Annotated in this window: 24 protein-coding genes; 3 read left to right on the top strand and 21 right to left on the bottom strand. The window is 63.1% G+C overall.

What is annotated here, in order from left to right; all coding sequences use genetic code 11:
• Window positions 1-35: 35 nt before the first annotated feature.
• Complete coding sequence (locus tag GGQ90_RS02570; protein WP_246428101.1) at window positions 36-953, bottom strand: DUF3617 family protein; 918 nt, start codon at window positions 951-953, stop codon at window positions 36-38.
• A gap of 74 nt (window positions 954-1027) precedes the next feature.
• Here GGQ90_RS02570 and GGQ90_RS02565 point away from each other — a divergent pair, with 74 nt between their 5' ends.
• On the top strand, window positions 1028-1894 hold the full coding sequence (locus GGQ90_RS02565; protein ID WP_188080682.1) for a DUF817 domain-containing protein: 867 nt from the start codon (window positions 1028-1030) through the stop codon (window positions 1892-1894).
• Here the strand turns inward: GGQ90_RS02565 and GGQ90_RS02560 are convergent.
• The gene (locus tag GGQ90_RS02560) at window positions 1870-3234 is read right to left on the bottom strand and encodes a methyl-accepting chemotaxis protein (RefSeq protein ID WP_188080681.1); all 1365 of its coding nucleotides are present in this window, start codon (window positions 3232-3234) and stop codon (window positions 1870-1872) included. The two genes, GGQ90_RS02565 and GGQ90_RS02560, sit on opposite strands and share 25 nt — an antisense overlap.
• Window positions 3235-3380: 146 nt before the next feature.
• On the opposite strand from GGQ90_RS02560, the gene GGQ90_RS02555 reads away from it, so the two are divergent.
• Both GGQ90_RS02555 and GGQ90_RS02550 read left to right on the top strand, forming a co-directional pair.
• On the top strand, window positions 3381-4556 hold the full coding sequence (locus GGQ90_RS02555) for a vWA domain-containing protein (protein ID WP_188080680.1): 1176 nt from the start codon (window positions 3381-3383) through the stop codon (window positions 4554-4556).
• A 542-nt stretch (window positions 4557-5098) separates the two neighbouring features.
• Window positions 5099-5539 (top strand): Imm30 family immunity protein, encoded by a 441-nt coding sequence (locus GGQ90_RS02550; RefSeq protein ID WP_188080679.1) that lies wholly within the window; start codon window positions 5099-5101, stop codon window positions 5537-5539.
• A gap of 267 nt (window positions 5540-5806) precedes the next feature.
• On the opposite strand, the gene GGQ90_RS02545 is transcribed toward GGQ90_RS02550, so the two are convergent.
• From GGQ90_RS02545 to GGQ90_RS02455, 19 genes are all read right to left on the bottom strand, one after another.
• Complete coding sequence (locus GGQ90_RS02545) at window positions 5807-6076, bottom strand: DUF1467 family protein (protein ID WP_188080678.1); 270 nt, start codon at window positions 6074-6076, stop codon at window positions 5807-5809.
• A 219-nt stretch (window positions 6077-6295) separates the two neighbouring features.
• The gene (locus tag GGQ90_RS02540) at window positions 6296-7933 is read right to left on the bottom strand and encodes a ribonuclease J (RefSeq protein ID WP_188080677.1); all 1638 of its coding nucleotides are present in this window, start codon (window positions 7931-7933) and stop codon (window positions 6296-6298) included.
• Window positions 7930-8712, bottom strand: a complete 783-nt coding sequence (locus GGQ90_RS02535) for a type III pantothenate kinase (RefSeq protein ID WP_188080676.1) — start codon at window positions 8710-8712, stop codon at window positions 7930-7932. Before GGQ90_RS02535 ends, GGQ90_RS02540 begins: the two co-directional genes overlap by 4 nt.
• A 10-nt stretch (window positions 8713-8722) precedes the next feature.
• Entirely contained in the window at window positions 8723-9436 is a 714-nt protein-coding gene (locus GGQ90_RS02530; protein ID WP_188080872.1) for a biotin--[acetyl-CoA-carboxylase] ligase, read from the bottom strand.
• The gene (gene nuoN / locus GGQ90_RS02525) at window positions 9433-10869 is read right to left on the bottom strand and encodes an NADH-quinone oxidoreductase subunit NuoN (RefSeq protein WP_188080675.1); all 1437 of its coding nucleotides are present in this window, start codon (window positions 10867-10869) and stop codon (window positions 9433-9435) included. The genes GGQ90_RS02530 and nuoN overlap by 4 nt, the downstream gene beginning before the upstream one ends.
• Window positions 10869-12422 (bottom strand): NADH-quinone oxidoreductase subunit M, encoded by a 1554-nt coding sequence (locus tag GGQ90_RS02520; RefSeq protein WP_188080674.1) that lies wholly within the window; start codon window positions 12420-12422, stop codon window positions 10869-10871. The genes nuoN and GGQ90_RS02520 overlap by 1 nt, the downstream gene beginning before the upstream one ends.
• Window positions 12422-14503: an NADH-quinone oxidoreductase subunit L gene (gene nuoL, locus GGQ90_RS02515; protein ID WP_188080673.1), complete on the bottom strand. Its 2082-nt coding sequence runs from the start codon at window positions 14501-14503 to the stop codon at window positions 12422-12424. Before nuoL ends, GGQ90_RS02520 begins: the two co-directional genes overlap by 1 nt.
• 10 nt (window positions 14504-14513) lie before the next feature.
• Window positions 14514-14819 (bottom strand): NADH-quinone oxidoreductase subunit NuoK, encoded by a 306-nt coding sequence (nuoK, locus tag GGQ90_RS02510; protein WP_004211745.1) that lies wholly within the window; start codon window positions 14817-14819, stop codon window positions 14514-14516.
• Complete coding sequence (locus tag GGQ90_RS02505) at window positions 14816-15427, bottom strand: NADH-quinone oxidoreductase subunit J (protein WP_188080672.1); 612 nt, start codon at window positions 15425-15427, stop codon at window positions 14816-14818. The genes nuoK and GGQ90_RS02505 overlap by 4 nt, the downstream gene beginning before the upstream one ends.
• A gap of 29 nt (window positions 15428-15456) precedes the next feature.
• Entirely contained in the window at window positions 15457-15942 is a 486-nt protein-coding gene (gene nuoI / locus GGQ90_RS02500; protein WP_004211738.1) for an NADH-quinone oxidoreductase subunit NuoI, read from the bottom strand.
• Window positions 15939-16988 (bottom strand): NADH-quinone oxidoreductase subunit NuoH, encoded by a 1050-nt coding sequence (gene nuoH / locus GGQ90_RS02495; RefSeq protein ID WP_007714767.1) that lies wholly within the window; start codon window positions 16986-16988, stop codon window positions 15939-15941. Before nuoH ends, nuoI begins: the two co-directional genes overlap by 4 nt.
• A complete protein-coding gene (nuoG, locus tag GGQ90_RS02490; protein ID WP_188080671.1) occupies window positions 16985-18991 on the bottom strand; it encodes an NADH-quinone oxidoreductase subunit NuoG in 2007 nt (668 codons plus the stop codon). The genes nuoH and nuoG overlap by 4 nt, the downstream gene beginning before the upstream one ends.
• 2 nt (window positions 18992-18993) lie before the next feature.
• Window positions 18994-20328 (bottom strand): NADH-quinone oxidoreductase subunit NuoF, encoded by a 1335-nt coding sequence (gene nuoF, locus GGQ90_RS02485; RefSeq protein ID WP_004211735.1) that lies wholly within the window; start codon window positions 20326-20328, stop codon window positions 18994-18996.
• Entirely contained in the window at window positions 20325-21008 is a 684-nt protein-coding gene (locus GGQ90_RS02480; protein WP_188080670.1) for a complex I 24 kDa subunit family protein, read from the bottom strand. Before GGQ90_RS02480 ends, nuoF begins: the two co-directional genes overlap by 4 nt.
• On the bottom strand, window positions 21008-22243 hold the full coding sequence (locus GGQ90_RS02475) for an NADH-quinone oxidoreductase subunit D (protein ID WP_188080669.1): 1236 nt from the start codon (window positions 22241-22243) through the stop codon (window positions 21008-21010). Before GGQ90_RS02475 ends, GGQ90_RS02480 begins: the two co-directional genes overlap by 1 nt.
• On the bottom strand, window positions 22243-23040 hold the full coding sequence (locus GGQ90_RS02470) for an NADH-quinone oxidoreductase subunit C (protein WP_188080668.1): 798 nt from the start codon (window positions 23038-23040) through the stop codon (window positions 22243-22245). Before GGQ90_RS02470 ends, GGQ90_RS02475 begins: the two co-directional genes overlap by 1 nt.
• Before the next feature lies 1 nt (window position 23041).
• Window positions 23042-23596 (bottom strand): NuoB/complex I 20 kDa subunit family protein, encoded by a 555-nt coding sequence (locus GGQ90_RS02465; RefSeq protein WP_007714778.1) that lies wholly within the window; start codon window positions 23594-23596, stop codon window positions 23042-23044.
• Window positions 23587-23961, bottom strand: a complete 375-nt coding sequence (locus GGQ90_RS02460; protein ID WP_188080667.1) for an NADH-quinone oxidoreductase subunit A — start codon at window positions 23959-23961, stop codon at window positions 23587-23589. The genes GGQ90_RS02465 and GGQ90_RS02460 overlap by 10 nt, the downstream gene beginning before the upstream one ends.
• 297 nt (window positions 23962-24258) lie before the next feature.
• Window positions 24259-25071 (bottom strand): inositol monophosphatase family protein, encoded by an 813-nt coding sequence (locus tag GGQ90_RS02455; RefSeq protein ID WP_188080666.1) that lies wholly within the window; start codon window positions 25069-25071, stop codon window positions 24259-24261.
• Between the last annotated feature and the right edge of the window lie 4 nt (window positions 25072-25075).

Genomic DNA, 25075 nt, shown 5'->3' with positions numbered 1-25075 from the left:
TCCGGACATTATCCGGAGCGCCCTTTCGCTCCCGATCAGCGACCGGGGCACGCGCCGACGCGCTCCCCCGACAATTCGGTCTTCAGGCTCCCGAAGAAGCGCGGCTTCTCTGGCCCTTTCCCGCGCGGCCCCCGTCCGCCAACCGTCTTGTGTTCGGCAGATGCCTCCAGCGCATCGCCCGTGACCGTTCCGTTCATCCTGCCATAGGAAAAGCCGCCATGCGCACGGCCACAATATAGTCGCCCCTCGAATTTGCGCCCTGACACAGTGACCCGCCATTGGCGGCATCCATGCGGGCCACCGGTCCCAGCCGGAAGGGGCGGTCCCTCCACGGCATAGCGGATCGCCAGATCATCGCGACGATCGGGGATGCAGGCCTCCCACTGGCGGGTGCCCGGAGGATGATGTCCGGAAACGCTGCTCACATAGGTGCCGATCTCGGTAAAGCGCCACAGGCCCGGATTGATGACATGGCGCGCGCCGGTGACGATGATCGCGTCGGATTTTTCCGCATCGTCCGCTGGTGCATCCTGCCCGGCGGCGGCGGTTTCAAGCGCAGCCTCGCTCACCAGCGCAGGCAGGGTGCCACGATGATTGGCGAGATCGTCGATCCGGGCATTGACGCATTGCTTGGCCTCTTCGCGCCGTGTCTTCCCGTCGAGCAGGCATTGTTGCAGCAACATGCAGATCGCCCGGTCGGCCGCCGGCGTGCCGGTCGTCCCGTCGAGATTGCAGGCCTTGAGCCAGGGACCACGAAGCGCATATTCGATGTTGATGATCTTCATCCTGGCGACGATCACGACGATCTCGTCCTCGGCCTGTTGCGGCGTATCGGTCCCCAGCGCCGCGCCCGAAGCGCCGAGCAGCGCCAAAGCCAGCGCCCGCGTCCATCGCCGTCCCGCCATCGGCAGCCTCTCCCCATTCTTCTGTTGTTCCGTCAGCTTAACGATCATGCGCGCACTGCAAAGCATTTTCGTCGGGGCCGGAATGATTGGCGGCCGGGCCATGGCGCGCTAGATATCAAGACATGAACGACCCCACGGGCGCGACCCGCTTTGCGCGGATACGCGCCCATCTGGAATCGGTCCGCGTTGCGGCGGGGCCGCGCGCCTGGGCCTACGAATTCCTGCTGTTCGGCTTCAAGCAGGGCTGGGCCTGCCTGTTCGGCGGACTGATGTTGGCGCTGCTACTCGCCACCCATCTTTTCTATCCCGCCGGTGCGCCGCTGCATCGCTATGATTTCCTGACCTTGTCGGCGATCGCGATCCAGATCGCGATGCTGGCCCTGCGACTGGAAAGCCCGCGCGAGGCGCTGGTGATCTGCGCCTTCCACCTGATCGGCACGATCATGGAATTGTTCAAAACCCATGCGGGCAGTTGGGTCTATCCCGAGGCCAGTCTGCTCCATATCGGCCCGGTGCCGCTCTTTTCCGGTTTCATGTATGCTGCGGTCGGCAGCTATATCGCGCGGATCTGGCGCATCTTCGACTTCGGCTTCAGCCGCTATCCGCCGGTCTGGGCGACAGTGCTGCTGGCGAGCGCCATCTATGTCAATTTCTTCGCCCATCACTGGCTGCCCGATGTCCGGATCGCCCTGTTCGCTGCCGCCATGCTGTTGTTCGGGCGGACATGGATCTGGTTCACGCCCTGGCGGGAGCCACGGCGCATGCCGCTGCTACTCGGCTTCTTCCTGGTCGCGCTGTTCATCTGGCTGGCGGAGAATATCGGCACCTTCGCCAATGCCTGGACCTATCCCAGCCAGCGCCATGGCTGGGAGATGGTCAGCCTGATGAAGCTGGGCGCCTGGTATCTGCTGATGATCATCTCCTTCGTTCTGGTCTCGTTGATCCATGGCATCCGGCGCGTCGATCAGATCAGATACCCGACCTCATAGACACCCCATCGACGCCCGGCGAAACGCAGCGGCACGAACACGCTGCGCAGTGCCCGATAGCGCCCCTCCCCCAGATTCTGGCGATAGGTGAAGAGATAGAAGTCGTCGTCGCCGTCGAGCGCGCGGCGGGTCTGGGCGTCCATGAAGATTTGCCGGTTGCGGGCATGCTCCATGTTCCAGCGCGGGTCACCGATGCGCTGCGGCTGGCTGCGCGCGCTGATATGGGTGGGCAGATAGCCGTCCATGTCGATCAGGCAGCAACCGATGATGGTCGCGTCCTTCGCGGTATGGCGGTCGAGCAACGGTCGCACCCGCAGATCGGCATAGGCGGTGAAGCCGGTCTGATATTGGGTCGGTTCAGACCCCGCGATCGGTCGATGGCTGCGATCGAACAAGGCCTGTTGCGACAGTTCGCCGCAGGCCAGCGCATCTTCGAGCAGGGCCGCGACTTCCGCCGCGCCATCCTCGGCCAGCGCGATATAATGGCTGTTGCGGGTGCGCAGCCGGCTCTGCGCCGCCGTGTTGAGCATGTCGTTGGCCAGGCCCTCCAGCGTCTCGATCTTGTCGCGGGCCATGTCGACCCGCCCCGCGCTTTCGGTCGAGGAACGGCCGAACAGCGCCAGCCCCTGGTCCAGCGCCGCGACATGGGCGTCGGCCTCGTCGGTGCAGGCGACGATCGCATTGGAACGCTCGCCAAACTGGCTCACCAGCGAGGCGATCTCCGCCATGGACAGGCGCAGCTGGTCGATATGGGTGCCGACGTCGCGGCCGCGCTGGATATTCGCCTCCACCCCGCCGATCAGATGGCGGGCATCGCGGTCTAGCTGGCCAAGCTTGCTGCCGACCGAGGCCGAGGATTCGGCCGCCTGCTCGGCAAGCCGGCGGATTTCCTCCGCCACCACGGCAAAGCCCATCGTTGCCTCACCACCGCGCGCCGCCTCGATCGCGGCATTGACACCCAGCAGACGGGTCTGGCGGGCGATCGTGCCGAGCTGGTCAGAAATGCCGCCCACCGCCTCGATCACCTGCAGAAACTGGCGCAAATGGCCTTCGAGGCCGGTGACATGCTCGACCAGCCCCGCCACCTCGCCCAGCGACAGGGTGATGACGTCATGCCCCTCGGCAATGATGCGCCCGGCGCGCCCGGCGGTCAGGCTCAACTCCTGGGCCGCCGCCACACTCTCATTCTGGCTGGCGGTCAGCGTCTGCATGTTCGCCTGAAGATCCGACAGGCGCGCCGAATCGCCCTGGATCCGGCGGTTCACCTCGCCCAGAAATCCAGCGGTTTCGCTGCATTGCAATGCTATGTCGCCCGACCGTTCCCCCAGGTCAGCCAACAATTCTCCGTTTTCCAAGCCGCCCCCGCAACTTAACTGTCATAATGAATACTGGACTGTTTACCGTGCGGTGCAACACTTAATATTTCGCCAATGCGATCCGCCCGGCGCTTGCATCGCCCGACCCGCTGGCCGACAAGATCGGCACCATGATGCTCAATTTCCTCGACGCGCTGCGCGCCGCCGGCATCCCCGCCAGCATCAAGGAGCATCTGTTGCTCCTGGAAGCGCTGGACCGCGACGTGATCGAGCGGCGGCCGGAGGATTTCTACTATCTCGCCCGCGCCACCTATGTGAAGGATGAGGGGCTGATCGACCGGTTCGATCAGGTCTTTGCCAAGGTCTTCAAGGGCCTTTTGGGCCAGGACGGAGTCGAGGCGGAGATACCCGAGGAATGGCTGTGCCTGGTCGCGGAGAAGTTCCTCAGCCCCGAGGAGATGGAGAAGATCAAGTCGCTGGGCGACTGGGACGAGATCATGAAGACGCTGAAAGAGCGGCTGGAGGAGCAGAAGGAGCGCCACCAGGCCGGCAGCAAGTGGATCGGCACCGGCGGCACGTCCCCCTTCGGCCATGGCGGCTATAATCCCGAGGGCGTGCGGATCGGCGGGGAAAGTCGGCACAAGCGCGCGATCAAGGTCTGGGAAAAGCGCGAATTCGCCAATCTGGACAGCAATCGCGAGATCGGCACCCGCAATATCAAGGTGGCACTGCGCCGGCTGCGGCGTTTTGCGCGGGAGGGCGCGGCCGACGAGCTGGACCTGGACGCCACGATCCGCGGCACCGCGCGGCAAGGCTGGCTCGATATCCGGATGCGGCCCGAGCGGCACAATGCGGTCAAGCTGCTGCTGTTCCTGGACGTGGGCGGATCGATGGACCCGCATATCAAGCTGTGCGAGGAGCTGTTTTCCGCCGCGACCAGCGAATTCAAGAATATGGAATTCTTCTATTTCCATAACTGCCTCTATGAAGGCGTGTGGAAGGATAATCGCCGCCGCTTTGCCGAGCGCACCCCGACCTGGGACCTGCTGCACAAATATGGCCATGATTATAAGGTGATCTTCGTCGGCGACGCGGCAATGAGCCCCTATGAGATCAGCCATCCCGGCGGATCGGTGGAGCATATGAACGAGGAAGCCGGTGCCGTCTGGCTGCAACGCGTCGCCCATACTTACCCCGCGACCGTGTGGCTGAACCCCGCGCCGGCGGAACATTGGGGCTATAGCCAGTCGACCCGCACCATCCGCGACCTGATGAACGAACGCATGTATCCGCTGACGCTGGAGGGGCTGGACGAGGCAATGCGGGAATTGACGCGCAAGCGGTAGGGCTGGCCTTCACAGCACGTAGACATATCCGACAGGTCAAAGAGCCATCCGCATTATGGCGGAGGGGTGCGGTGTAGGACAGCGCGAATTTTCTGCTTTGAGGGTCGCCGGTCGGCGAACGACGCGACAGTTTATTTCGGCCCGAAGTTCACAGTGTCGTCGGGCCATTTCGGGCCTTTTGCAGCTGTCACGCGCCCGCGACGCGACAGCAACGCGCCTGTGACGCGACTATTGCGTCACGATCAGGGTCACCGTCCCGCGCCACCGACGCGACAGTCAGGCGACAGGGACGCGACAATTCTGGACATGCGTGCGTGAGGGGGACGGCTGTTCATGGCCGGAGTAGATCATGAACGGGGCGAATAGGACAGACCGGGTGCGGCCTTGGTCGGGTCGCGCTCGCAAAGCAAGAAAAGCGGGATGCCGGGTCAAGCCCGGCATGACGGGATGGGGTCGGGCGGTTAGCGACCACTTTTTGCCATTTGCCTTCGCTGGCATTGCTCTCAATTGCGGACGTTGAAATTGATCGCCATAACGCAGAAATGATCGAAGACCGCTTGAACCATTTGCGCCGTGTCATAGCTGATGGGCAGACAGCTTTAGCTGTAGATGCTGCACTCGATCCGATTGCGAGTGCCGCCAATCCGGAAACCATCAAACCGTTGCTACTGATGTTGAACGATGACAGCGACGATGACGGGATGTGGTCGATCGTCCATGCAGCAGAGCAGTTCGACGATCATGTCTACATCAGCAGTTTTGTCGCAGCGCTTCCATTCCTGAACATCGCTTCGGCCCGCTGGGCATCAATCGTTATGATGCGCGTGCTGAACTCTGATGCTGCAAAATCCGAGTTGGTTCGACAGTTGCGGTCTGCCCCTGAGGATGCGCGAAAGGTTGCAACCATAATTTGCGAGCGCATCAATACCGCTGATCCTCGTTTTTTAGCGAAAACGACGGCCATCCTGATAGCTGCGAAGTAGTTTGCAGCCTGACAGCTAACGCCCTGTCGGATGTTCAAAGCCGACCGTCCGCCATTCACCCTTATTCGTCATCCCCGCGAAGGCCCGGTCTCATGCGGTAACAGACGGAGATCAGCCGTTTGCGCTATCCGTTTCCTTCGCTTGCGCCTGCCAAAGATGCCAGCCTTCGCTGGCATGACGGGGGGAAAAGCAGAAGATAGTCATTCATCCCTGCATGGCGCTTCCCTGGCATCGGTTTTGCCCGCGCTCGCAGTACATAGCCCGCACTCAGCGTGGCGGATGGAGGCCGGGGATGTTGTCGATCGTCACCCAGCCCTGCACATAATTGGCATAATAGAGCCCGAACAGGACGGCCGAGAGCAGGGTCGCGCGCAGCATGACGCGGCCGGGGCGGAAGTTGCTGGGGGCGCTGTCCGCCTGGCCTTTCAGCAGCGCCTCGCCCGTCTCGTCGGGCGTGCGCAGGCCGAAGGGCAGGACGAGGAAAGCGCTGATCACCCAGAACAGCACATAGATGGCGAAGATGGCGTACCAGTTCATCCGGCCCGCCCATTATTGCAGCCCATGCCCCTATCCTCTCCCGTCATTGCGGCGCTTCTTCGCTCGCCATGACGATTCAATCTTGATCGGCCCGAGCCTAGAGCGAGATGACATGAGATCAACCCATGCTGTCATTTCGCTCCAGATGTTTCCGGCTTCGCGCGAAAGCGCCGTTCGCATCTGCCCGAAGGTCGGAGGCGAACGGCGCTCTGGCCTAAATCATGCGCGGATCAGCAGCACGTCGACGATCGGCTTCTTGCCGGTCCAGCGGGTCGCGGTGCGGCGCACGGCGAGGCGCAGGCGCTCGCGCAGGGCTTCCGGCTCCATCGATCCCTTGGCGACGGCCGCTGCCGCTTCCTCCGCCGCTTCGGCGAGGAAGGCATCCTTGTCTTCCTCCACCGGCACGCCCTGAGTGCGCAGCACGGGTTCGCCGATCAGGCGGTTCTTGGCATCGAGCGCCACCGCCACGCTGATCTGGCCGTGCAGGCCGAGCTTGCGCCGTTCGTTCATGGTCGCGCCGTCGGCCGGCAGGATGACATCGCCGTCAAGCACCAGACGGCCGGTATCCTCATGGCCGATGATCGTCGGCTTGCCCGGTGCCAGACGCAGCAGGTCGCCGTTCGACTGGACCACCGCATCGGGGATGCCGGTGGCCAGGCCAAGCCGCGCCTGTTCCGCCATGTGGCGGCGCTCGCCATGGACCGGCAGCAGGATGGCGGGGCGGATCCAGCGATACATGGATTCCAGTTCCGGACGGCCCGGATGGCCCGAGACATGGACCTCGGCCTGGCGGTCGGTCACCATGATGATGCCCTTGGTCGCCAGCGCATTCTGGATGCGGCCGATCGCGATCTCATTGCCCGGAATCTGCTTGGACGAGAAGATGACGGTGTCGCCTTCGGCCAGCTTGATCGGGTGGCTGTCAAAGGCGATGCGCGACAGGGCGGCGCGCGCCTCGCCTTGGCCGCCGGTGGCGATGAACATCACTTCCGAGCGGGGCAGATCCATCGCATCGTCCCAATCCAGCACCGGCGGGAAATCCTTGAGATAGCCGGCCGCCTTGGCGGTGCTGATGATGCGGTCGAGCGAGCGGCCGGCGACGCACAGCTTGCGCCCGGTGGCGGCCGCGACCTCGCCCAGCGTCTGCACGCGCGCGGCATTGGAGGCAAAGGTGGTGACCAGCACCCGGCCCTTCGCCGCCGCAACTGTCTGCATCAGGCCATCGCGCACCGTGCTTTCAGAACCCGACGGTTCTGGATTGAAGACATTGGTGCTGTCGCACACCAGAGCCAACACGCCCTCGTCACCGATCGCGGTCAGTTCCTCCGGGGTGGAGGGCTGGCCGAGCAGCGGGGCAGCGTCCAGCTTCCAGTCGCCGGTGTGGAAGATGCGGCCGTGCGGCGTGTCGATCAGGACGGCATTGCCCTCCGGGATCGAATGGGCCAGCGGCACATAGCGGAAACCGAACGGGCCGAGATTGAAGCTGCCCTCATTCTCGATAACGTGGAGCTTCACCTCCTTGGTGAGGCCCTCTTCTTCCAGCTTCAGACGGATCAGGCCGGCGGTGAAGGGCGTGGCATAGAGCGGCACGCCCAGGTCCGCCGCCAGATAGGGGATGGCGCCGATATGATCCTCATGCCCGTGGGTCAGCACGATGCCGAGCAGGTCGTCCTTGCGCTCCTCGATGAAGGCCAGGTCGGGCAGCACCAGTTCCACGCCGGGATACAGGGGATCAGCAAAGGTCAGGCCGAGATCGACCATGACCCATTTGCCCTGGCAACCATAAAGATTGACGTTCATGCCGATCTCGCCCGAGCCGCCAAGGGCCAGGAAGAGCAGCTCGTCTTTGGGTGTCATTCTGTTTTAAAACTCCGTTCGTACAGCAATGCGAGGCCCTGGATCGTCAGGTCGGGCGCGATCGCATCGAAAATATCGCTATTGTCATTGAAGAGGACAGCGAGTCCTCCGGTCGAAATCACTTTGGTCGGGCGGCCGATCTCGGCGCGCATGCGGGCGACCAGCCCCTCCATCATCGCCACATAGCCCCAGAAGACGCCGATCAACATGGCGTCGGCCGTGGTCCGACCGATAACCGATCGGTTCTCTGGCGGGGCGATCGCGATGCGGGGCAGCTTGGCCGCTGCCGCCACCAGCGCATCGAGCGACAGGTTGATGCCCGGCGCGATGATGCCGCCCTTATAGGCGCCGCGATAATCCACCACATCGAAGGTCGTCGCCGTGCCGAAGTCGATGACGATCAGATCACCAGCATAAAGGTGGTGCGCGGCGATCGCGTTTACAACCCGGTCGGCGCCGACCGACGCAGGCTCCGCCACATCCAGTTCGATGCCCCAGTCGACCGGCGCCTGGCCGGCGACCAGCGCAGTGGTCTTGAAATATTTGTCGGCCAGCACCTGAAGATTGTGGAGCGCACGCGGCACGACCGTGGCGACGATCACCGCGTCGACATCGGCCATGGCATAGCCTTCCAGCATCAAGAGCTGGTTCAGCCACACGGCATATTCGTCGGCGGTGCGGCGCGGGTCGGTGGCGATGCGCCAGCGCGTCTTGATCTCACGCCCGTCGAGCAGCGCGAAAACGACATTGGTGTTGCCCGCGTCGATCGCGAGAAGCATGGCCGAACCCTCAGATGAGAAAGATATCGCCGGCATGAATGGCACGGGTATCGCCATTCGCCAAGCGCAGGATCAACATACCCTGGCTGTCGAGCGTGCCGAAGCCACCCTCCACCACGTCGCCGTCGGGCTGGACGACGCGCATCGGCGTGCCGGTCGGATGGGCATTGAGCAGCCAGTGGGCGCGGACCGGATCAAGCCCCTGTGCCCGCCAGATCGCCAGCCAATGGCCGAAAAGCTGGGCGAGGCGCTCCAGCAACGCGGCGGCATCCGCCCCTTCCCCGGTCGCGCCTTGCGCAACGAGACTGGTGACCGGACGGTCGAGGCCCTGGGGGAAATGGGTGACGTTGAGGCCGATACCGACCACCACGGCATCGCCGGTGCGTTCCAGCAGGATACCGGCGATCTTCGCACCGTCGACCAATATGTCATTGGGCCATTTGATCCGCGCCTGTCCGGCACAGAGCGGCGCGACCAGCGCATGGACGGCGTTCGCCGTGACCAGCGCCAGCGTATGCGCCATCGGGTCGCCCGGCTGCAGCCGGATCAGAGTAGAGCAATAGAGATTGCCGACCGGGCTTTCCCACGCCCGGCCCAAACGACCGCGGCCTCCGGACTGTCGCTTTGCGCGCAGCCAGAGGCCCTCGGTTTCACCCTGCTCCGCCAATGCCAGCATGTCGGCATTGGTGGAGCCGGTTTCTTCTACGGTGCGAAACTGCGTCAGAACAGCGAAGCCGCCGCAGCCGCGCTGGCCTTGTCCAGCAGCGGGTTGAGCAGATAACCGAAGACGATCACGATGGCGCAGGCGGCCATGATGATGTTCTCGACCGCCCCGCCCTTCGCCTCATAGGGCGCGGCCGGCTCGTCGAAATAGATCGTCTTGATGATCTTGAGATAATAGAAGGCGCCGATCACCGACATGGCGATGCCGAAGGCGGCGAGCGCGGTCAGGTTGGCCGCGACCGCGGCATCGAACACCAGGAACTTCGCCCAGAAGCCGAACAGCGGCGGGATACCGGCCATCGAGAACATGAAGATCGCGAAGGCGGCCGACAGGCCCTTGCGCGACTGCGACAGGCCGGCGAGGCTGGCGATCGTGTCGACCGGCTTGCCGTCGGCATCCCGCATCTGGAGGATGCAGGCGAAGGCACCGATGGTCATGACGACGTAAATCGCCATGTAGCTCATCGTCGCGGCAACGCCGGCGGGCGTGCCGGCGGCGAGGCCAACCAGCGCGAAGCCGACATTGTTGATCGACGAATAGGCCATCAGACGCTTGATGCTGGTCTGGCCGATCGCCGCGACCGCACCGAACAGGATCGAGGCGAGCGCAACGAAGATGATGATCTGCTGCCAGTCGAGACCGGCCGGGCCGAGCGCTTCGATCGCGACCCGGACCATCAGGCCCATCGCGGCGACCTTGGGCGCGCTGCCGAAGAAGGCGGTGACCGGGGTCGGCGCACCTTCATAGACGTCGGGCGTCCACATGTGGAACGGCACGGCGCTGATCTTGAAGGCGAGACCCGCGAGTACGAAGACCAGGCCGAACAGCTCGCCCTTCGACACGCCGTCGCCCATGGCGATGGCGATGCCGTCGAACGCGGTCGAACCGGTGAAACCATAGAGCAGCGAGATGCCGTAGAGCAGGATGCCGCTGGCCAGCGAACCGAGCACGAAATATTTGAGGCCCGCTTCCGACGACTTTTCGTCCTGGCGCATGAAGCTGGCCAGCACGTAGGACGCGAGGCTGTTCATTTCCAGGCCGACATAGAGCGTCAGCATGTCGCCGGCCGAGACCATCATGCCCATGCCGATAGCGGCAAAGACGATCAGGACGGCATATTCGGGACGCAGCGCGCCGCCGGCAGCGAAGAAGCGCGGGGCCAGCAGGATGGCCGCACCGGCCGCGCCATAGATAAGCGCCTTGGCATAGACCGAGAAGGCGTCGGCACGGACCAGGCCGTCGAACGCGACCGGGCCGTGCGCCATCGAGGTGCAGAGGCTGAGGCCGGCGGCGAGCAGTGCGAGCACTGCCAGCCAATTGACGGCATGGGTCGAGCGGTCACCACCGAAGGCGGCGATCAGCATCAGCACCAGGCCGGAGCCGGTGAGGATGAGTTCCGGCAATACGGCCAGAAGGGAAGCGGTTTCGATCATTAGTGCGCCTCCCCGTGCGCAGCGGCTTCTTCATGATGGCCCTCGCCCGCAGGCTTGGGCGCACCCATCTTGATCTGGGAATCTCCTGCGGGAGCCGCAGGGGCGAGACGCGCTTCGAGCGCGCGGATGTCGGGACGCATCGGGGCCAGGAAGCTTTCCGGATAGACGCCCATCCAGAGCACCGCCGCGGCAATCGGGGCGAGCAGCCAGATTTCACGCGCCGACAGGTCGGGCATGGCGGCGGCATCGGCATTCACCTGATCGCCGTAGCAAATGCGGCGATAGAGGTAGAGCATGTAGGCCGCACCCAGGATGATGCCGGTGGTGCAGATCAGCGCCGCCCAGGTCGAAACCTGATAGATGCCCATCAGCGACAGGAATTCGCCGACGAAGTTGCTGGTGCCCGGCAGACCAACCGAAGCCATGGTGAAGAGCAGGAACAGCACGGCGTAGCGCGGCATGTTGATCGCAAGGCCACCATAGCGGTTGATCTCACGGGTGTGCAGGCGGTCATAGATGACGCCGACGCAGAGGAACAGCGCGCCCGAGACGAGGCCGTGGCCCAGCATGACCATCATCGCGCCTTCCAGGCCCGCCTGGTTGAAGGCGAACAGGCCGATGGTGACGATCGCCATGTGCGCGACCGACGAATAGGCGATCAGCTTCTTCATGTCCGACTGAACCAGCGCGATGAGGCTGGTATAGACGACGGCGACCATCGACAGGCCCCAGACCCAGGGCGCGAGCTGCGCCGAGGCTTCCGGGAACATCGGCAGCGAGAAGCGGATGAAGCCATAGCCACCCATCTTCAGCAGCACGCCTGCCAGGATGACCGAACCGGCGGTCGGCGCCTGAACGTGCGCGTCGGGCAGCCAGGTGTGGACCGGCCACATCGGCATCTTCACCGCGAAGCTGGCGAAGAAGGCCAGGAACAACCAGATCTGGATCTTCGGATCGAAGTTGTAGGCCATCAGGTCGGGAATGCGGGTCGTGCCGGCCTCATGCACCATCCACATCATCGCGATCAGCATCAGGACCGAGCCGAGCAGCGTGTAGAGGAAGAATTTGTACGAGGCGTAGATACGGTTCGCACCACCCCAGATACCGATGATGAGATACATCGGGATCAGGCCGGCTTCGAACATGATGTAGAAGAGGTAGAGATCCTGCGCGGTGAAGACGCCGATCATCAGCACCTCCATGAACAGGAACGCCGCCATATATTCGCCGACGCGCTTGTTGATCGCGTTCCAGCTGGCGCCGATGCAGATCGGCATCAGGAACACGGTCAGCGCGATCAGCAGCAAGGCGATGCCGTCGATCCCGAGCGCCCACGCGAAGCGGCCGAAGATCGGCGCATATTCGGTGAACTGCCACTGGGCGCCTGCGCCCGACTGATCGAAATTGATCCACAGGACGACGCCCAGGACCAGATCGACCAGCGTGGCGATCAGCGCAATCCAGCGCGCATTGTTGGCGCCAGCGAAGAGGCAGGCGATGGCACCAGCCATCGGCACTGCCATCATCAGGGAGAGGATGGGGAAGCCGTCCATTATCGTGTCATCGCCCAGGTTGCAGCCGCGGCGAGGCCAATCAGCATCACCAGCGCATAGGTGTAGAGGTAGCCGGACTGAAGCCGACGGGTGATCTTGTTGCCCTGCACGACCAGAGCAGCCAGCCCGTTGGGGCCGAAGCGGTCGATGAAGCCGACATCACCGAACTGCCAGAAGAAGCGGCCGATGGCGAAGGCAGGCTTGACGAACAGGAAGTTGTACAGCTCGTCAAAGTACCACTTATTCAGCAGGAACTGGTGCAGGGCGCCGAAGGTGGCGACGAAGCGCTGCGGCCAGTCGGTGTTCTTGATGTAGGCGAGCCAGGCAATGACCAGGCCGGTCAGCATCACGGTGAACGGACCGAACTTGACCCAGGTCGGCACTTCATGCGCGGCGTGCATCAGGTGGCTGTCGAACGCGAGCGCCCCCTTCCAGAACTCGATGCCGCCTTCCGGACCAATGAACTGGTCGTGGAAGACGAAGCCGGCGAACACGGCGCCCAGGCTGAGCACCAGCAGCGGGATCAGCATGACCAGGCCGCTTTCATGCGGATGGTAGCCACCGGTGCCGTCGCCAGCGTCATGGGCATGATGGTCATGGCCATGATCGGCGTGCGCGTGGGCATGATCGTCATGACCATGGCCAGCATGGGCGTGATCGTCATGGCCGTGGCCGTGATCGTCGTGCAGCGCATGCTGGATATGTTCCGACTGGGTCCAGCGCGGCTTGCCGAAGAAGGTCAGGAAGACCAGGCGCCAGCTGTAGAAGCTGGTCAGCAGCGCGGCGAAGATGCCGACATAATAGGCACCGATGCCTGCACCGCCCGAAGCGAAGGCCGCTTCGAGAATGCCGTCCTTCGAATAGAAGCCGGCGAAACCGATGCCAACGAGCGGCAGGCCGACGCCAGTGATGGCGAGAGTGCCGAGCGTCATGGTCCAGAAGGTCACGGGGATCTTCTTACGCAGGCCGCCATAGTAACGCATGTCCTGCTCATGGTGCATCGCATGGATGACCGAGCCGGCGCCCAGGAACAGCAGCGCCTTGAAGAAGGCATGGGTGAAGAGGTGGAACATCGCCGCGCCATAGGCGCCGCAACCGGCCGCAAAGAACATGTAGCCCAGCTGCGAACAGGTCGAATAGGCGATGACGCGCTTGATGTCGGTCTGCACGGTGCCGACAGTGGCGGCGAACAGACAGGTGGCGGCACCGACATAGGTGACCACGGTCAGCGCGGTCGGCGACATTTCGAACATCGGCGACAGACGGCAGACCATGAAGACGCCGGCCGTGACCATGGTGGCCGCGTGGATCAGCGCCGACACCGGGGTCGGGCCTTCCATCGCGTCGGGAAGCCAGGTGTGGAGGCCCAGCTGCGCCGACTTACCCATCGCGCCGATGAACAGCAGCAGGCAGAGCACGGTCATGGTGTCGAAGCGGTGACCCAGGAAGCCGATGGTCGAACCCGCCATCGACGGGGCCATTTCCAGGATTTCCGGGATCGAGATGGTGTTGAACACCAGATAGGTGCCGAAAATGCCCATCATGAAGCCAAGGTCGCCGACGCGGTTGACGACGAACGCCTTGATCGCGGCCGCGTTTGCACTCGGCTTACGGAACCAGAAACCGATCAGCAGGTAGGAGGCCAGACCCACGCCTTCCCAACCGAAGAACATCTGCAGCAGATTGTTCGCGGTCACGAGCATCAGCATCGCGAAGGTGAAGAGCGAGAGATAGGCGAAGAAGCGCGGCTGATCCGGCTCTTCGTCCATATAGCCCCAGCTATAGAGGTGGACGAGGCTGGACACGCTGGTGATGACCACCAGCATGACCGCCGTCATGGTGTCGACCCGCAGTGCCCACTGGGCATCGAAGCTGCCGCTTTCGATCCAGGTGAAGACGGGCGCGACATAGGGTTCGGCGTGGCCGGTCAGGAAGCTGATGAAGATTGGCCAGGACATGGCGCAGGCAGCGAACAGCGCGCCGGTCGTGACGATCTTCGCCGGAATCTTGCCCAGGGCCTTGTTGCCAAGGCCGGCGATGGCTGCGGCGAGCAGCGGGAGAAGGACGATAAGCTGGATCATGGGATTTGGCTCAGCCCTTCATCCGGTTGACATCGTCGACGGCGATGGTGCCGCGACCACGGAAGTAAATGACGAGGATGGCGAGGCCGATGGCCGCTTCACCCGCCGCGACGGTCAGCACGAACATCGAGAAGACCTGGCCCACCAGATCGCCCAGGAAGGCGCTGAAGGCGACGAGGTTGATGTTCACGCTGAGGAGGATCAGCTCGATCGCCATCAGGATGATGATGACATTCTTGCGGTTGATGAAGATGCCGAGCACCCCCATCACGAAGAGGATGGCGCTGACCACCATATAATGTTGAAGGCCGATCACAGCTCCACCCCCTGCCCCACGGGCTGATTGATGTTGCGCACGGCGTCCTGCGGACGACGGCGGTTCTGCTTGGCAACATTCTGGCCACGGACGCCGCCACGGGCACGATGGGTCAGCACGATGGCGCCGATCATCGCGACCAGCAGGACGATACCCGCCGCCTCGAACAGGAAGATGTAGCGGGTGTAGAGAATACCGCCGATCGCCTGGATGTTGGAAAGTTCCGGATTGGCCGGGGCCGCACGCTGGGCCAGTTCAACCGGGCCGGCGCTCCACAGGCCGATGCCCAGGACGATTTCCGCCAGCAGCACCAGCGCGATCAGCAGGCCGAACGGCAGATAGCTGACGAAGCCGGCGCGCAGTTCGGCGAAGTCGATGTCGAGCATCATGACGACGAACAGGAACAGCACCACGACCGCGCCGACATAGACGATGACAAGCAGCATCGCGATGAATTCGGCGCCGAGCAGGATCATCAGACCGGCAGCGTTGAAGAAGGCCAGGATCAGCCAGAGGACCGAATGGACCGGGTTGCGCGACAATATCGTGAGCGCGCCGCTGCTCACCACCAGAATGGCGAACAGGTAAAAGGCGAGGACGTGGATCACAGGTTCATATTCCCTTTGACGCCGGCGGCTTAACGATAGGGTGCATCGGCAGCAAGATTGGCAGCGATGGCACGCTCCCACTTGTCACCGTTTTCCAGGAGCTTGGCCTTGTCGTAGATCAGCTCCTCGCGGGTTTCGGTCGCGAACTCGAAGTTCGGACCTTCGACGATCGCATCGACCGGGCAGGCTTCCTGGCAAAAGCCGCAATAGATGCACTTGGTCATGTCGATGTCGTAGCGCGTGGTACGGCGGCTGCCATCGTCGCGCGGCTGCGCCTCGATGGTGATCGCCTGCGCCGGACAGATGGCCTCGCACAGCTTGCACGCGATGCAGCGCTCTTCCCCGTTGGGGTAGCGGCGCAGCGCATGTTCACCACGGAAACGCGGCGAAATCGGGTTCTTCTCGTAGGGATAGTTGATCGTCGCCTTGGGCTTGAAGAAATACTTCAAGGTCAGCCAGTGCGCCTTCACGAACTCCCAGAGGGTAAAGCTTTTGACGTAGTAACCGAGGCTCATTGTGCGCCTCCATAGCGCGTCAGCATGAGGAAGCCCGAAACCAGGAAGACGAAGAAGAGCGAGGTCGGCAGGAAGATCTTCCAGCCCAGGCGCATCAGCTGGTCATAACGGTAGCGGGGCACCGTCGCCTTCACCCAGGAGAAGACGAAGAAGAAGAAGGCGATCTTGAGCAGGAACCAGATGATGCCCGGCACCAGATAGAGCGGCGCCCAGTCGAACGGCGGCAGATAGCCACCCCAGAACAGGATCGCGTTGAGGCCGCACATCAGGATGACGTTGGCATATTCGCCGAGCCAGAAGAGCGCGAAGGCCATCGACGAATATTCGGTCTGGTAACCCGCGACCAGTTCGGATTCCGCTTCGGTCAGATCGAACGGCGCACGCGCCGTTTCCGCCATGGCCGAAATCAGGAACATGATCGCCATCGGGAACAGCAGCGGGTTGAAGCCGTTGCCGTTGAGGAAGCCATAATAACCCTTCTGGCTTTCCACGATCGCCGACATGTTGAAGCTGCCGGCCCACAGCACGACGGTGATGAGGATGAAGCCGATCGAGACTTCATAGGAGATCATCTGCGCGCTGGCGCGGATCGCGGAGTAGAAGGGATATTTGGAGTTGGACGCCCAGCCCGCCAGCACCACGCCATAGACGCCGAGCGACGAGATGGCGAGGATGTAGAGCAGGCCGACATTGATGTTCGACACCAGCACACCGGCGCCGAACGGGATGACGGCCCAGGCCATCAGCGCCACGGTGAAGGTGATGATCGGCGCGATCAGGAACAGGGCCTTGTTCGACGCCGAGGGAACGATGGTTTCCTGCAGGAAGACCTTGAGGCCGTCCGCGAAGGACTGAAGCAGGCCCAGCGGGCCGACGACGTTGGGACCACGGCGCAGCGCCATGGCCGCCCAGATCTTGCGGTCGGCATAGATGATCATGGCGACGGCCAGCATCAGCGGCAGTGCGATGACCAGGATACCGATAATGGTCGAAAGCAGCCAGGCGCCTTCGAAAGGCAGGCCGAGGCCTTGGAAGAAAGCGGTCACTCTGCGGCCTCCGCGAAGCTTTCACCATGGATCAGCTCGGCCGAGCATTGCTGCATCGTCGGGCTGGCGCGGCAGATCGCGTTGGTGAGGTAGAAATCCTTGATCGGCGAACCCAGCTCGCCGGTCGCACCGGTCGGCAGCGAAGGCACGGACCAGCCATAGTCGGCGATACCTTCGACGCCCAATGCGGGAACCGCCTTGACCATCTGGCCACGCAGCGCGTCGAAGCTGTCGAAGGGCAGCCTGGCGCCCAGCGCTTCCGACAGGGCGCGCAGGATCGACCAGTCCTCGCGGGCGTCGCCCGGCGCGAACACGGCCTTTTCACCGAACTGCACCCGGCCTTCCAGGTTGACGTAGGTTCCGGCCTTTTCGGCATAGCTTGCGCCCGGCAGGATCACGTCCGCCGCATGGGCGCCCTTGTCGCCATGATGGCCGACATAGACCTTGAAGCTGCCCTCGAAGGCCGAATAGTCGACTTCGTCGGCGCCCAGCGAGAAGAGCAGCTTCGGCGCGGCCGCAGCCACAGCCTTGATGCCGCCCTTGGTCGCATAGCCCAGCATCAGGCCGCCCATGCGGGCCGCCGCGAAGTGCAGGACGTTGTAACCGTTCCAGCCGTCCTTGATCAGGCCCAGCGTATCGACCAGCGCCAGCGTGTCGCCATGCGCGCCGTCCTTGGCCAGCACGCCGCCACCGACGATCATCGCCGGACGGGCAGCGCCCTTGAAGGCTTCGACCACGGCTTCGGGCAGCTTGGCCAGCAGCGACGCGTCATTGCCCAGCCATTCGACCTTGTAGGTCAGGTCGAATTCGGGACCGACGGCGAAGACCTTCGCGCCCTTCTTGATCGCCTTGCGGATGCGGGTGTTCACCAGTGGCGCTTCCCAGCGCAGGTTGGTGCCGACCAGCAGGATGACGTCCGCGGTTTCGAGATCGGCGAGCGGCGTGTTGAATACCACCGACGACAGGCTCGACACGTCGTAGGACAGGCCGGTCTGACGGCCTTCCAGGAGCGAACCGCCGAGCTTTTCGACCAGCGCCTTGCCCGCGAACATGGTTTCGCAATCGAGCAGGTCGCCGGCGATGGCCGCGACGCTGCCGCCATGCTGGACCGCGGCGACGGCGGCAAAGGCTTCCGCCCAGGTCGCCGGAACCAGCTTGCCATCCTTGCGGACGAACGGCTTGTCGAGGCGCTTGCGGACCAGACCGTCGACATTGTGACGGGTCTTGTCCGACGCCCACTCCTCGTTCACGTCGTCATTGATGCGCGGCACGGCGCGCAGCACCTGACGACCACGGCTGTCGAGGCGGATGTTGGTGCCGAGCGCGTCCATCACGTCGATCGCATGGGTCTTCTTGAGTTCCCACGGACGCGCTTCGAAGGCGTAGGGCTTGGCGGTCAGCGCGCCGACCGGGCAGAGATCGACCACATTGCCCGACAGCTCGCTCTTGGCGGCATGTTCGAGATAGGTGGTGATTTGCATGTTTTCGCCGCGATAGATGGCGCCGATTTCCGGCACGCCCGCAACTTCCTCTGCAAAGCGCACGCAACGGGTGCACTGAATGCAGCGGGTCATGACCGTCTTGACGATCGGCCCCATATTCTTCTCGGTGACGGCGCGCTTGTTTTCGTCATAGCGCGACGAACCACGGCCATAGGCGACCGACTGATCCTGAAGATCGCACTCGCCGCCCTGGTCGCAGATCGGGCAATCGAGCGGGTGGTTGATGAGCAGAAACTCCATCACCCCTTCGCGGGCCTTCTTGACCATTTCGCTGTCGGTGCGGATTTCCTGGCCTTCGGTGGCCGGAAGTGCGCACGACGCCTGCGGCTTGGGCGGTCCAGGCTTCACCTCGACCAGGCACATGCGGCAATTGCCGGCGATGGAAAGGCGCTCATGATAGCAGAAACGGGGGATTTCCTTCCCCGCCTGCTCGCAAGCCTGGAGGACTGTGGCGCCCGCCGGGACTTCGAGTTCTACGCCGTCTACTTTGACCTTCGGCATGGTTACTCCGCTGCCTCCATGACGGGGGCACTACCCTTGTTCTCGTTGATCCGGCGCTCGATTTCCGGACGGAAGTGCCGGATCAGCCCCTGGATCGGCCATGCTGCTGCGTCGCCAAGCGCGCAAATGGTGTGGCCTTCAACCTGCTTGGTCACCTGGAACAGCATGTCGATTTCGCTCTGGTCGGCGTCGCCGGTGCGCAGGCGCTCCATGACGCGCCACATCCAGCCAGTGCCTTCGCGGCACGGCGTACACTGGCCGCAGCTCTCATGCTTGTAGAAGTAGGAGAGACGCGAAATGGCGCGGACGATGTCGGTCGACTTGTCCATGACGATGACCGCGGCGGTGCCCAGGCCCGAACCCAGCGCGCGCAGACCGTCAAAGTCCATCGGTGCGTCCATGATCTCCTTGGCGGGGACCAAAGGCACCGAAGAACCGCCCGGAATGACCGCGAGCAGATTGTCCCAGCCGCCACGGATGCCGCCGCAATGGCGGTCGATCAGTTCGCGGAACGGGATCGACATCGATTCCTCGACGACGCAGGGCTTGTTCACATGGCCGCTGATCTGGAACAGCTTGGTGCCGCGGTTATTCTCACGGCCGAAGCCGTTGAACCAGGCGGCGCCGCGACGCAGGATCGTCGGCGCAACCGCGATCGATTCCACGTTGTTCACGGTGGTCGGGCAGCCATAGAGGCCCGCGCCGGCCGGGAAAGGCGGCTTCAGGCGGGGCTGGCCCTTCTTGCCCTCGATGCTTTCGATCTGGGCGGTTTCCTCGCCGCAGATATAGGCGCCGGCACCACGATGGACGAACACGTCGAAATCATAGCCCGAGCCGCAGGCATTCTTGCCGATAAAGCCCTTTTCATAGGCCTGCTCCACGGCGGCGAAGAGTACCTTCGCCTCATAGATGAATTCGCCGCGAATATAGATGTAGGCAGCACGCGCCCGCATCGCGAAACCGGCGATCAGCGCGCCTTCGATCAGCTTGTGCGGATCGTGGCGGATGATTTCGCGGTCCTTGCACGAACCCGGTTCGGATTCGTCGGCGTTGATGACCAGGAAGCTGGGACGGCCGTCCTTGCTTTCCTTGGGCATGAAGCTCCACTTCATGCCGGTCGGGAAGCCGGCGCCGCCGCGGCCGCGCAGGTTCGACGCCTTGATGGTGTCGATGATCGCGTCCTGGCCGATTTCCATCAGCTTCTTGGTATTGTCCCAATCGCCACGCTTCATCGCGGCGTCGACGCCCCAATCCTGGAAGCCGTGGACGTTGGTGAAGATGCGGTCCTTGTCGGACAGCGGCCCGACGAAGGGCGCCGGTGCGGGTGCATCGGTCATGCCGTCGCTCCTTCGTTCCATTGACCGCGATAGTCGTGATTTTCGCCGACCATCTCCTTGAGGGTGGTCGGGCCACCTTCCGGCGCGCTGGTCTGGCGATCGATCTGCGGGCCGATCTTGGGCTGGCCGCCGGCGGCCAGCGTTTCCAGGATGGCGATGGTGCTGTCGTAGGTCAGATCTTCGAAATTATCGTCGTTGATCTGGACCATCGGAGCGTTGGCGCAGGCACCAAGGCATTCGACCTCATTGAGGGTGAACAGGCCGTCGGGGGTCGTGCCACCCTTGACCAGGCCCTTGTTCTTGCACGCGGCAAAGACATCGTCCGACCCGCGCAGCATGCACGGCGTCGTGCCGCAGACCTGCACATGATAGCGGCCGACCGGCGCGAGGTTGTACATGGTGTAGAAGGTCGCGACCTCATAGACGCGCATGTACGGCATATCGAGCTGACGCCCGATATATTCCATGACCGGAACCGGCAGCCAGCCGTTGGTCTGGGTTTCCGCACCGACCTGACGCTGGGCCAGATCAAGCAGCGGCATCACTGCCGACTGCTGGCGACCCGCGGGATAGCGCGCGATGACCTTCTTGGCCTGCTCGGCATTTTCGGGCGTCCACGCGAACGCGCCCCAGCGCGCGCGGGTTTCGGCCTCATCGGGGATATGAACTGCGTCAGCCATTATCGGTCACATTCTCCGAACACGATGTCCATCGCGCCCAGTACAGCGGTGGTGTCGGCGAGCATGTGGCCCTTCATCATGAAGTCCATAGCTTGCAGATGCGAGAAGGCGGTCGGGCGGATCTTGCAGCGATAGGGCTTGTTGGAGCCGTCGCTGACCAGATAGACGCCGAATTCGCCCTTGGGGCTTTCGGTCGCCACATAGACTTCGCCCGCGGGGACATGGAAGCCCTCGGTATAGAGCTTGAAGTGGTGGATCAGCGCTTCCATGTCCCGCTTCATCTCGCCGCGCTTGGGCGGGGAGACCTTGCGGTCGAAGCTGGCGATCGGCCCTTCCGGCATCTCGTTGAGGCACTGTTTCATGATGCGCGCGGACTGGCGCACTTCCTCGACGCGGACCATGAACCGGTCATAGCAGTCATAGGCAGTGCCGACGGGCACATCGAAGTCCATGCGGTCATAGACGTCGTAGGGCTGCGCCTTGCGGATGTCCCAGGCAATGCCCGAACCACGCAGCATAGGGCCGGAGAAGCCCCACTTCAGCGCATCTTCCTTGCTGACGATCGAGATGTCGACATTGCGCTGCTTGAAGATGCGGTTGTCGACGACCAGGCTCATCGCGTCCTCGAACAGACGCGGCAGGCGGGTGTCGAGCCAGTCGGCGATGTCGGTCAGCAGTTTCAGGGGCACGTCCTGATGGACGCCGCCCGGCCGGAAATAGGCCGAATGCATGCGGGCACCCGAGGCGCGCTCGAAGAAGTTGAGGCAATCCTCGCGGATTTCGAACAGCCACAGGTTCGGCGTCATCGCGCCGACGTCCATCACGTGCGAACCCAGGTTGAGCATGTGATTGCAGATGCGGGTCAGTTCCGCGAAGAACACGCGCAGATATTGCGCGCGCAGCGGCACTTCCAGGTTCAACAGCTTTTCGACCGCCAGAACATAGCTATGCTCCATGCCGAGCGGCGAACAATAGTCCAGCCGGTCGAAATAGGGCAGCGCCTGCATATAGGTCTTATATTCGATCAGCTTTTCGGTGCCGCGATGCAGCAGCCCGACATGCGGGTCGCAGCGCTCGACGATTTCGCCGTCCAGTTCCATGACCAGACGCAGAACGCCGTGCGCCGCAGGGTGCTGCGGACCGAAGTTGATCGTGTAGTTCTGGATTTCCGTGTCACCATAGGCCGGGTCGGCCGCATCGGTGACATGATCCATCTTTTCGAGATAGTCGGACATCAGGCCTTACCTTCGGGCTTGGCAGCCCCCTTGCCTTCATCGGTTTCGGCGGCGGGCTTGGCCGGCGCGTCGGCCGACTTTTCCTCCGCCTTCTTGTTGGCGGCATCGCCAGCACCGGTGTCGGCCTTGCTTTCCGTCGCCTTAGGCGTGGGTGCGGCTGCGGGCGCAGCAGCAGGCGCGGCAGGCGCCGCGGCCTTCTCGTCACCCGGCAGCACATATTGCGCGCCTTCCCAGGGCGACATGAAGTCGAAGCTGCGGAAATCCTGCGCCAGTTTCACCGGCTCATAGACGACGCGCTTGTCTTCCTCGGAATAGCGCAGCTCGACATAACCGGTCAGCGGGAAGTCCTTGCGCTGCGGATGGCCCTTGAAGCCATAGTCGGTCAGGATGCGGCGCAGGTCGGTATTGCCGTCGAAGATGACGCCATACATGTCGAACACTTCGCGCTCCAGCCAGCCGGCGACCGGCCAGAGGTGCGTGACGGTCGGCACCGGCGTATCCTCGTCGGTCGAGACCTTGACGCGAACGCGGTGGTTACGGGTTACGCTGAGCAGGTGATAGGCGACCTCGAACCGGTCCGGGCGTTCCGGATAATCGACGCCGGCGATTTCCATCAACTGCTGGTAATGCGCCATGTCGCGCAGCGCGACCATGGCATTGGCCAGGTCGTCACGCGCGACAACGAAGGTCAGCTCATCGGCATGATCGATGGTCTCGATCAGCATCGAACCCAGCAGGGCGCCGATTTCCTCGGCGATCCCTTCGGGGTTCACGATCTTGGGTGCAGAATGGCCCATATTAACGCTCAATCGTCCCGATCCGGCGGATCTTCCGCTGCAGCTGCATGATGCCGTAGAGCAAGGCTTCGGCGGTCGGCGGACAGCCCGGCACATAGATGTCGACCGGCACGATGCGGTCACAGCCACGGACGACCGAATAGCTATAGTGGTAGTAACCACCGCCATTGGCGCAGCTGCCCATCGAAATCACATATTTCGGGTTGGACATCTGGTCGTAGACCTTGCGGAGCGCCGGGGCCATCTTGTTGCACAGCGTGCCCGCGACGATCATCACGTCCGACTGGCGCGGAGACGCGCGCGGCGCGGCGCCGAAGCGCTCCATGTCGTAGCGCGGCATGTTGACATGGATCATCTCCACGGCGCAGCAGGCCAGACCGAAGGTCATCCACCACAGCGAGCCGGTACGCGCCCACTGAAACAGTTCCTCGGTCGAGGTGATCAGGAAGCCCTTGTCATTCACTTCGCTGTTGAGCGAGTCGAAGAAGGCCTGGTCGGGCTGCGTCCCCATCGGCGGCATGGTGCCGGGAATGGGGCTGGTCAGTTCTACTCCCAATCGAGTGCTCCCTTCTTCCACGCATAGACGAGGCCGAGCACCAGCTCCGCTATGAAGATCATCATCGTCGCCCAGCCGGCCCAGCCGATCTGGTCGAGGCTTACCGCCCACGGAAAGAGAAATGCCGCCTCCAGATCGAAAATGATGAACAGGATGGCGACAAGGTAGAAACGCACGTCGAACTGGCTGCGCGGCTCTTCAAATGCGGGAAAACCGCACTCATATTCGGAGAGCTTGGCAGGATCGGGCTTGTGCGCACCGGTCAGGCGGCCAACCAGCATCGGCAGAAAGACGAAGGTGCCGGAAAGCAGCAGAGCGATCCCGAGAAAGATCAGGATCGGCAGATATTGGCTGAGATCGACCAATGGAATCCCCTGGGCGAAAATTGTTCTGGGGGGCCTTTAGGCCTGCTGCATATGCGAAGCAAGGGGCGAACCTGTGAGAATGATTCGCAACAATTGCAAAGGCTTGATCGCGTTACCAAAAGCGCAAGGGACGATTGCCCCAGACACAAAAAAACAGGCGCCGGACCACCTCTGGAAGCCCGAAGACTCGCAGCGGTGGGCCGACGCCCTTTGCTCTTAAATCAGGAGCTTAGCAGAGCCTGATTCACGCCATCGGCGGAGGCGCCCCGAGCGCTTCCACCTCAGACGATCAGGCTCTTAGCGCAGCGCGCCGGCCACCAGCTTGTGCAGCTTGCTGTGGGTGGTGTCATTGCCGGCGATCATTTCCCTGCGGTCGATCATCTGGTCGCCGCCACGGAAGTCGCTGACGAAACCGCCGGCCTCGCGCACCATCAGGATGCCGGCCGCCACGTCCCAGGGCTGGAGGCCGCTTTCCCAGAAGCCGTCATAGCGGCCCGAGGCGACATGGGCGAGGTCGAGCGAGGCCGCACCGAAACGGCGCAGGCCGGCGACCGAGGGCGCCACCGCGCCGAACACGCGGCTCCATTCGGCCATGTTGCCATGACCCATGAACGGAATGCCGGTGGCGATCAGGCAGTCGGCGAGGTCGCGGCGGGCCGAGACACGCAGACGCTGGTCATGACGCCAGGCGCCGCGATTCTTTTCCGCCCAATAGCTTTCGTCGGTGACCGGCTGATAGATCAGGCCCGAGGTCACTTCGCGCTTGCCGCCGAACAAAGGCTCCTCGACCGCGATCGAGATGGCGAAGTGCGGGATGCCGTGCAGGAAGTTGGTCGTGCCGTCGAGCGGATCGATGATCCAGCGCGGCTTGTTGGGATCGCCCTCGATCACCCCGCCCTCTTCCAGCAGGAAACCCCAGTCGGGACGCGCCTTCTGCAATTCCTCGACCAGCGTCTGTTCGGCCTGCTTGTCGGCCTTGGACACGAAGTCCGCCGGCCCCTTGCGCGACACCTGCAGATGCTCGACCTCGCCGAAGTCGCGGCGCAGCTTGGAGCCGGCCTTGCGGGCGGCGCGTTCCATGACGGTGAGAAGGCCGGAATGGGATACCATGTAA

It is taken from the genome of Sphingobium scionense (genome assembly GCF_014197035.1).
In the GTDB taxonomy this organism is placed as follows: domain Bacteria; phylum Pseudomonadota; class Alphaproteobacteria; order Sphingomonadales; family Sphingomonadaceae; genus Sphingobium; species Sphingobium scionense.
The sequence above is the reverse complement of the archived record's forward strand: the minus strand, read 5'-3'. Positions and strand labels throughout refer to the sequence as shown.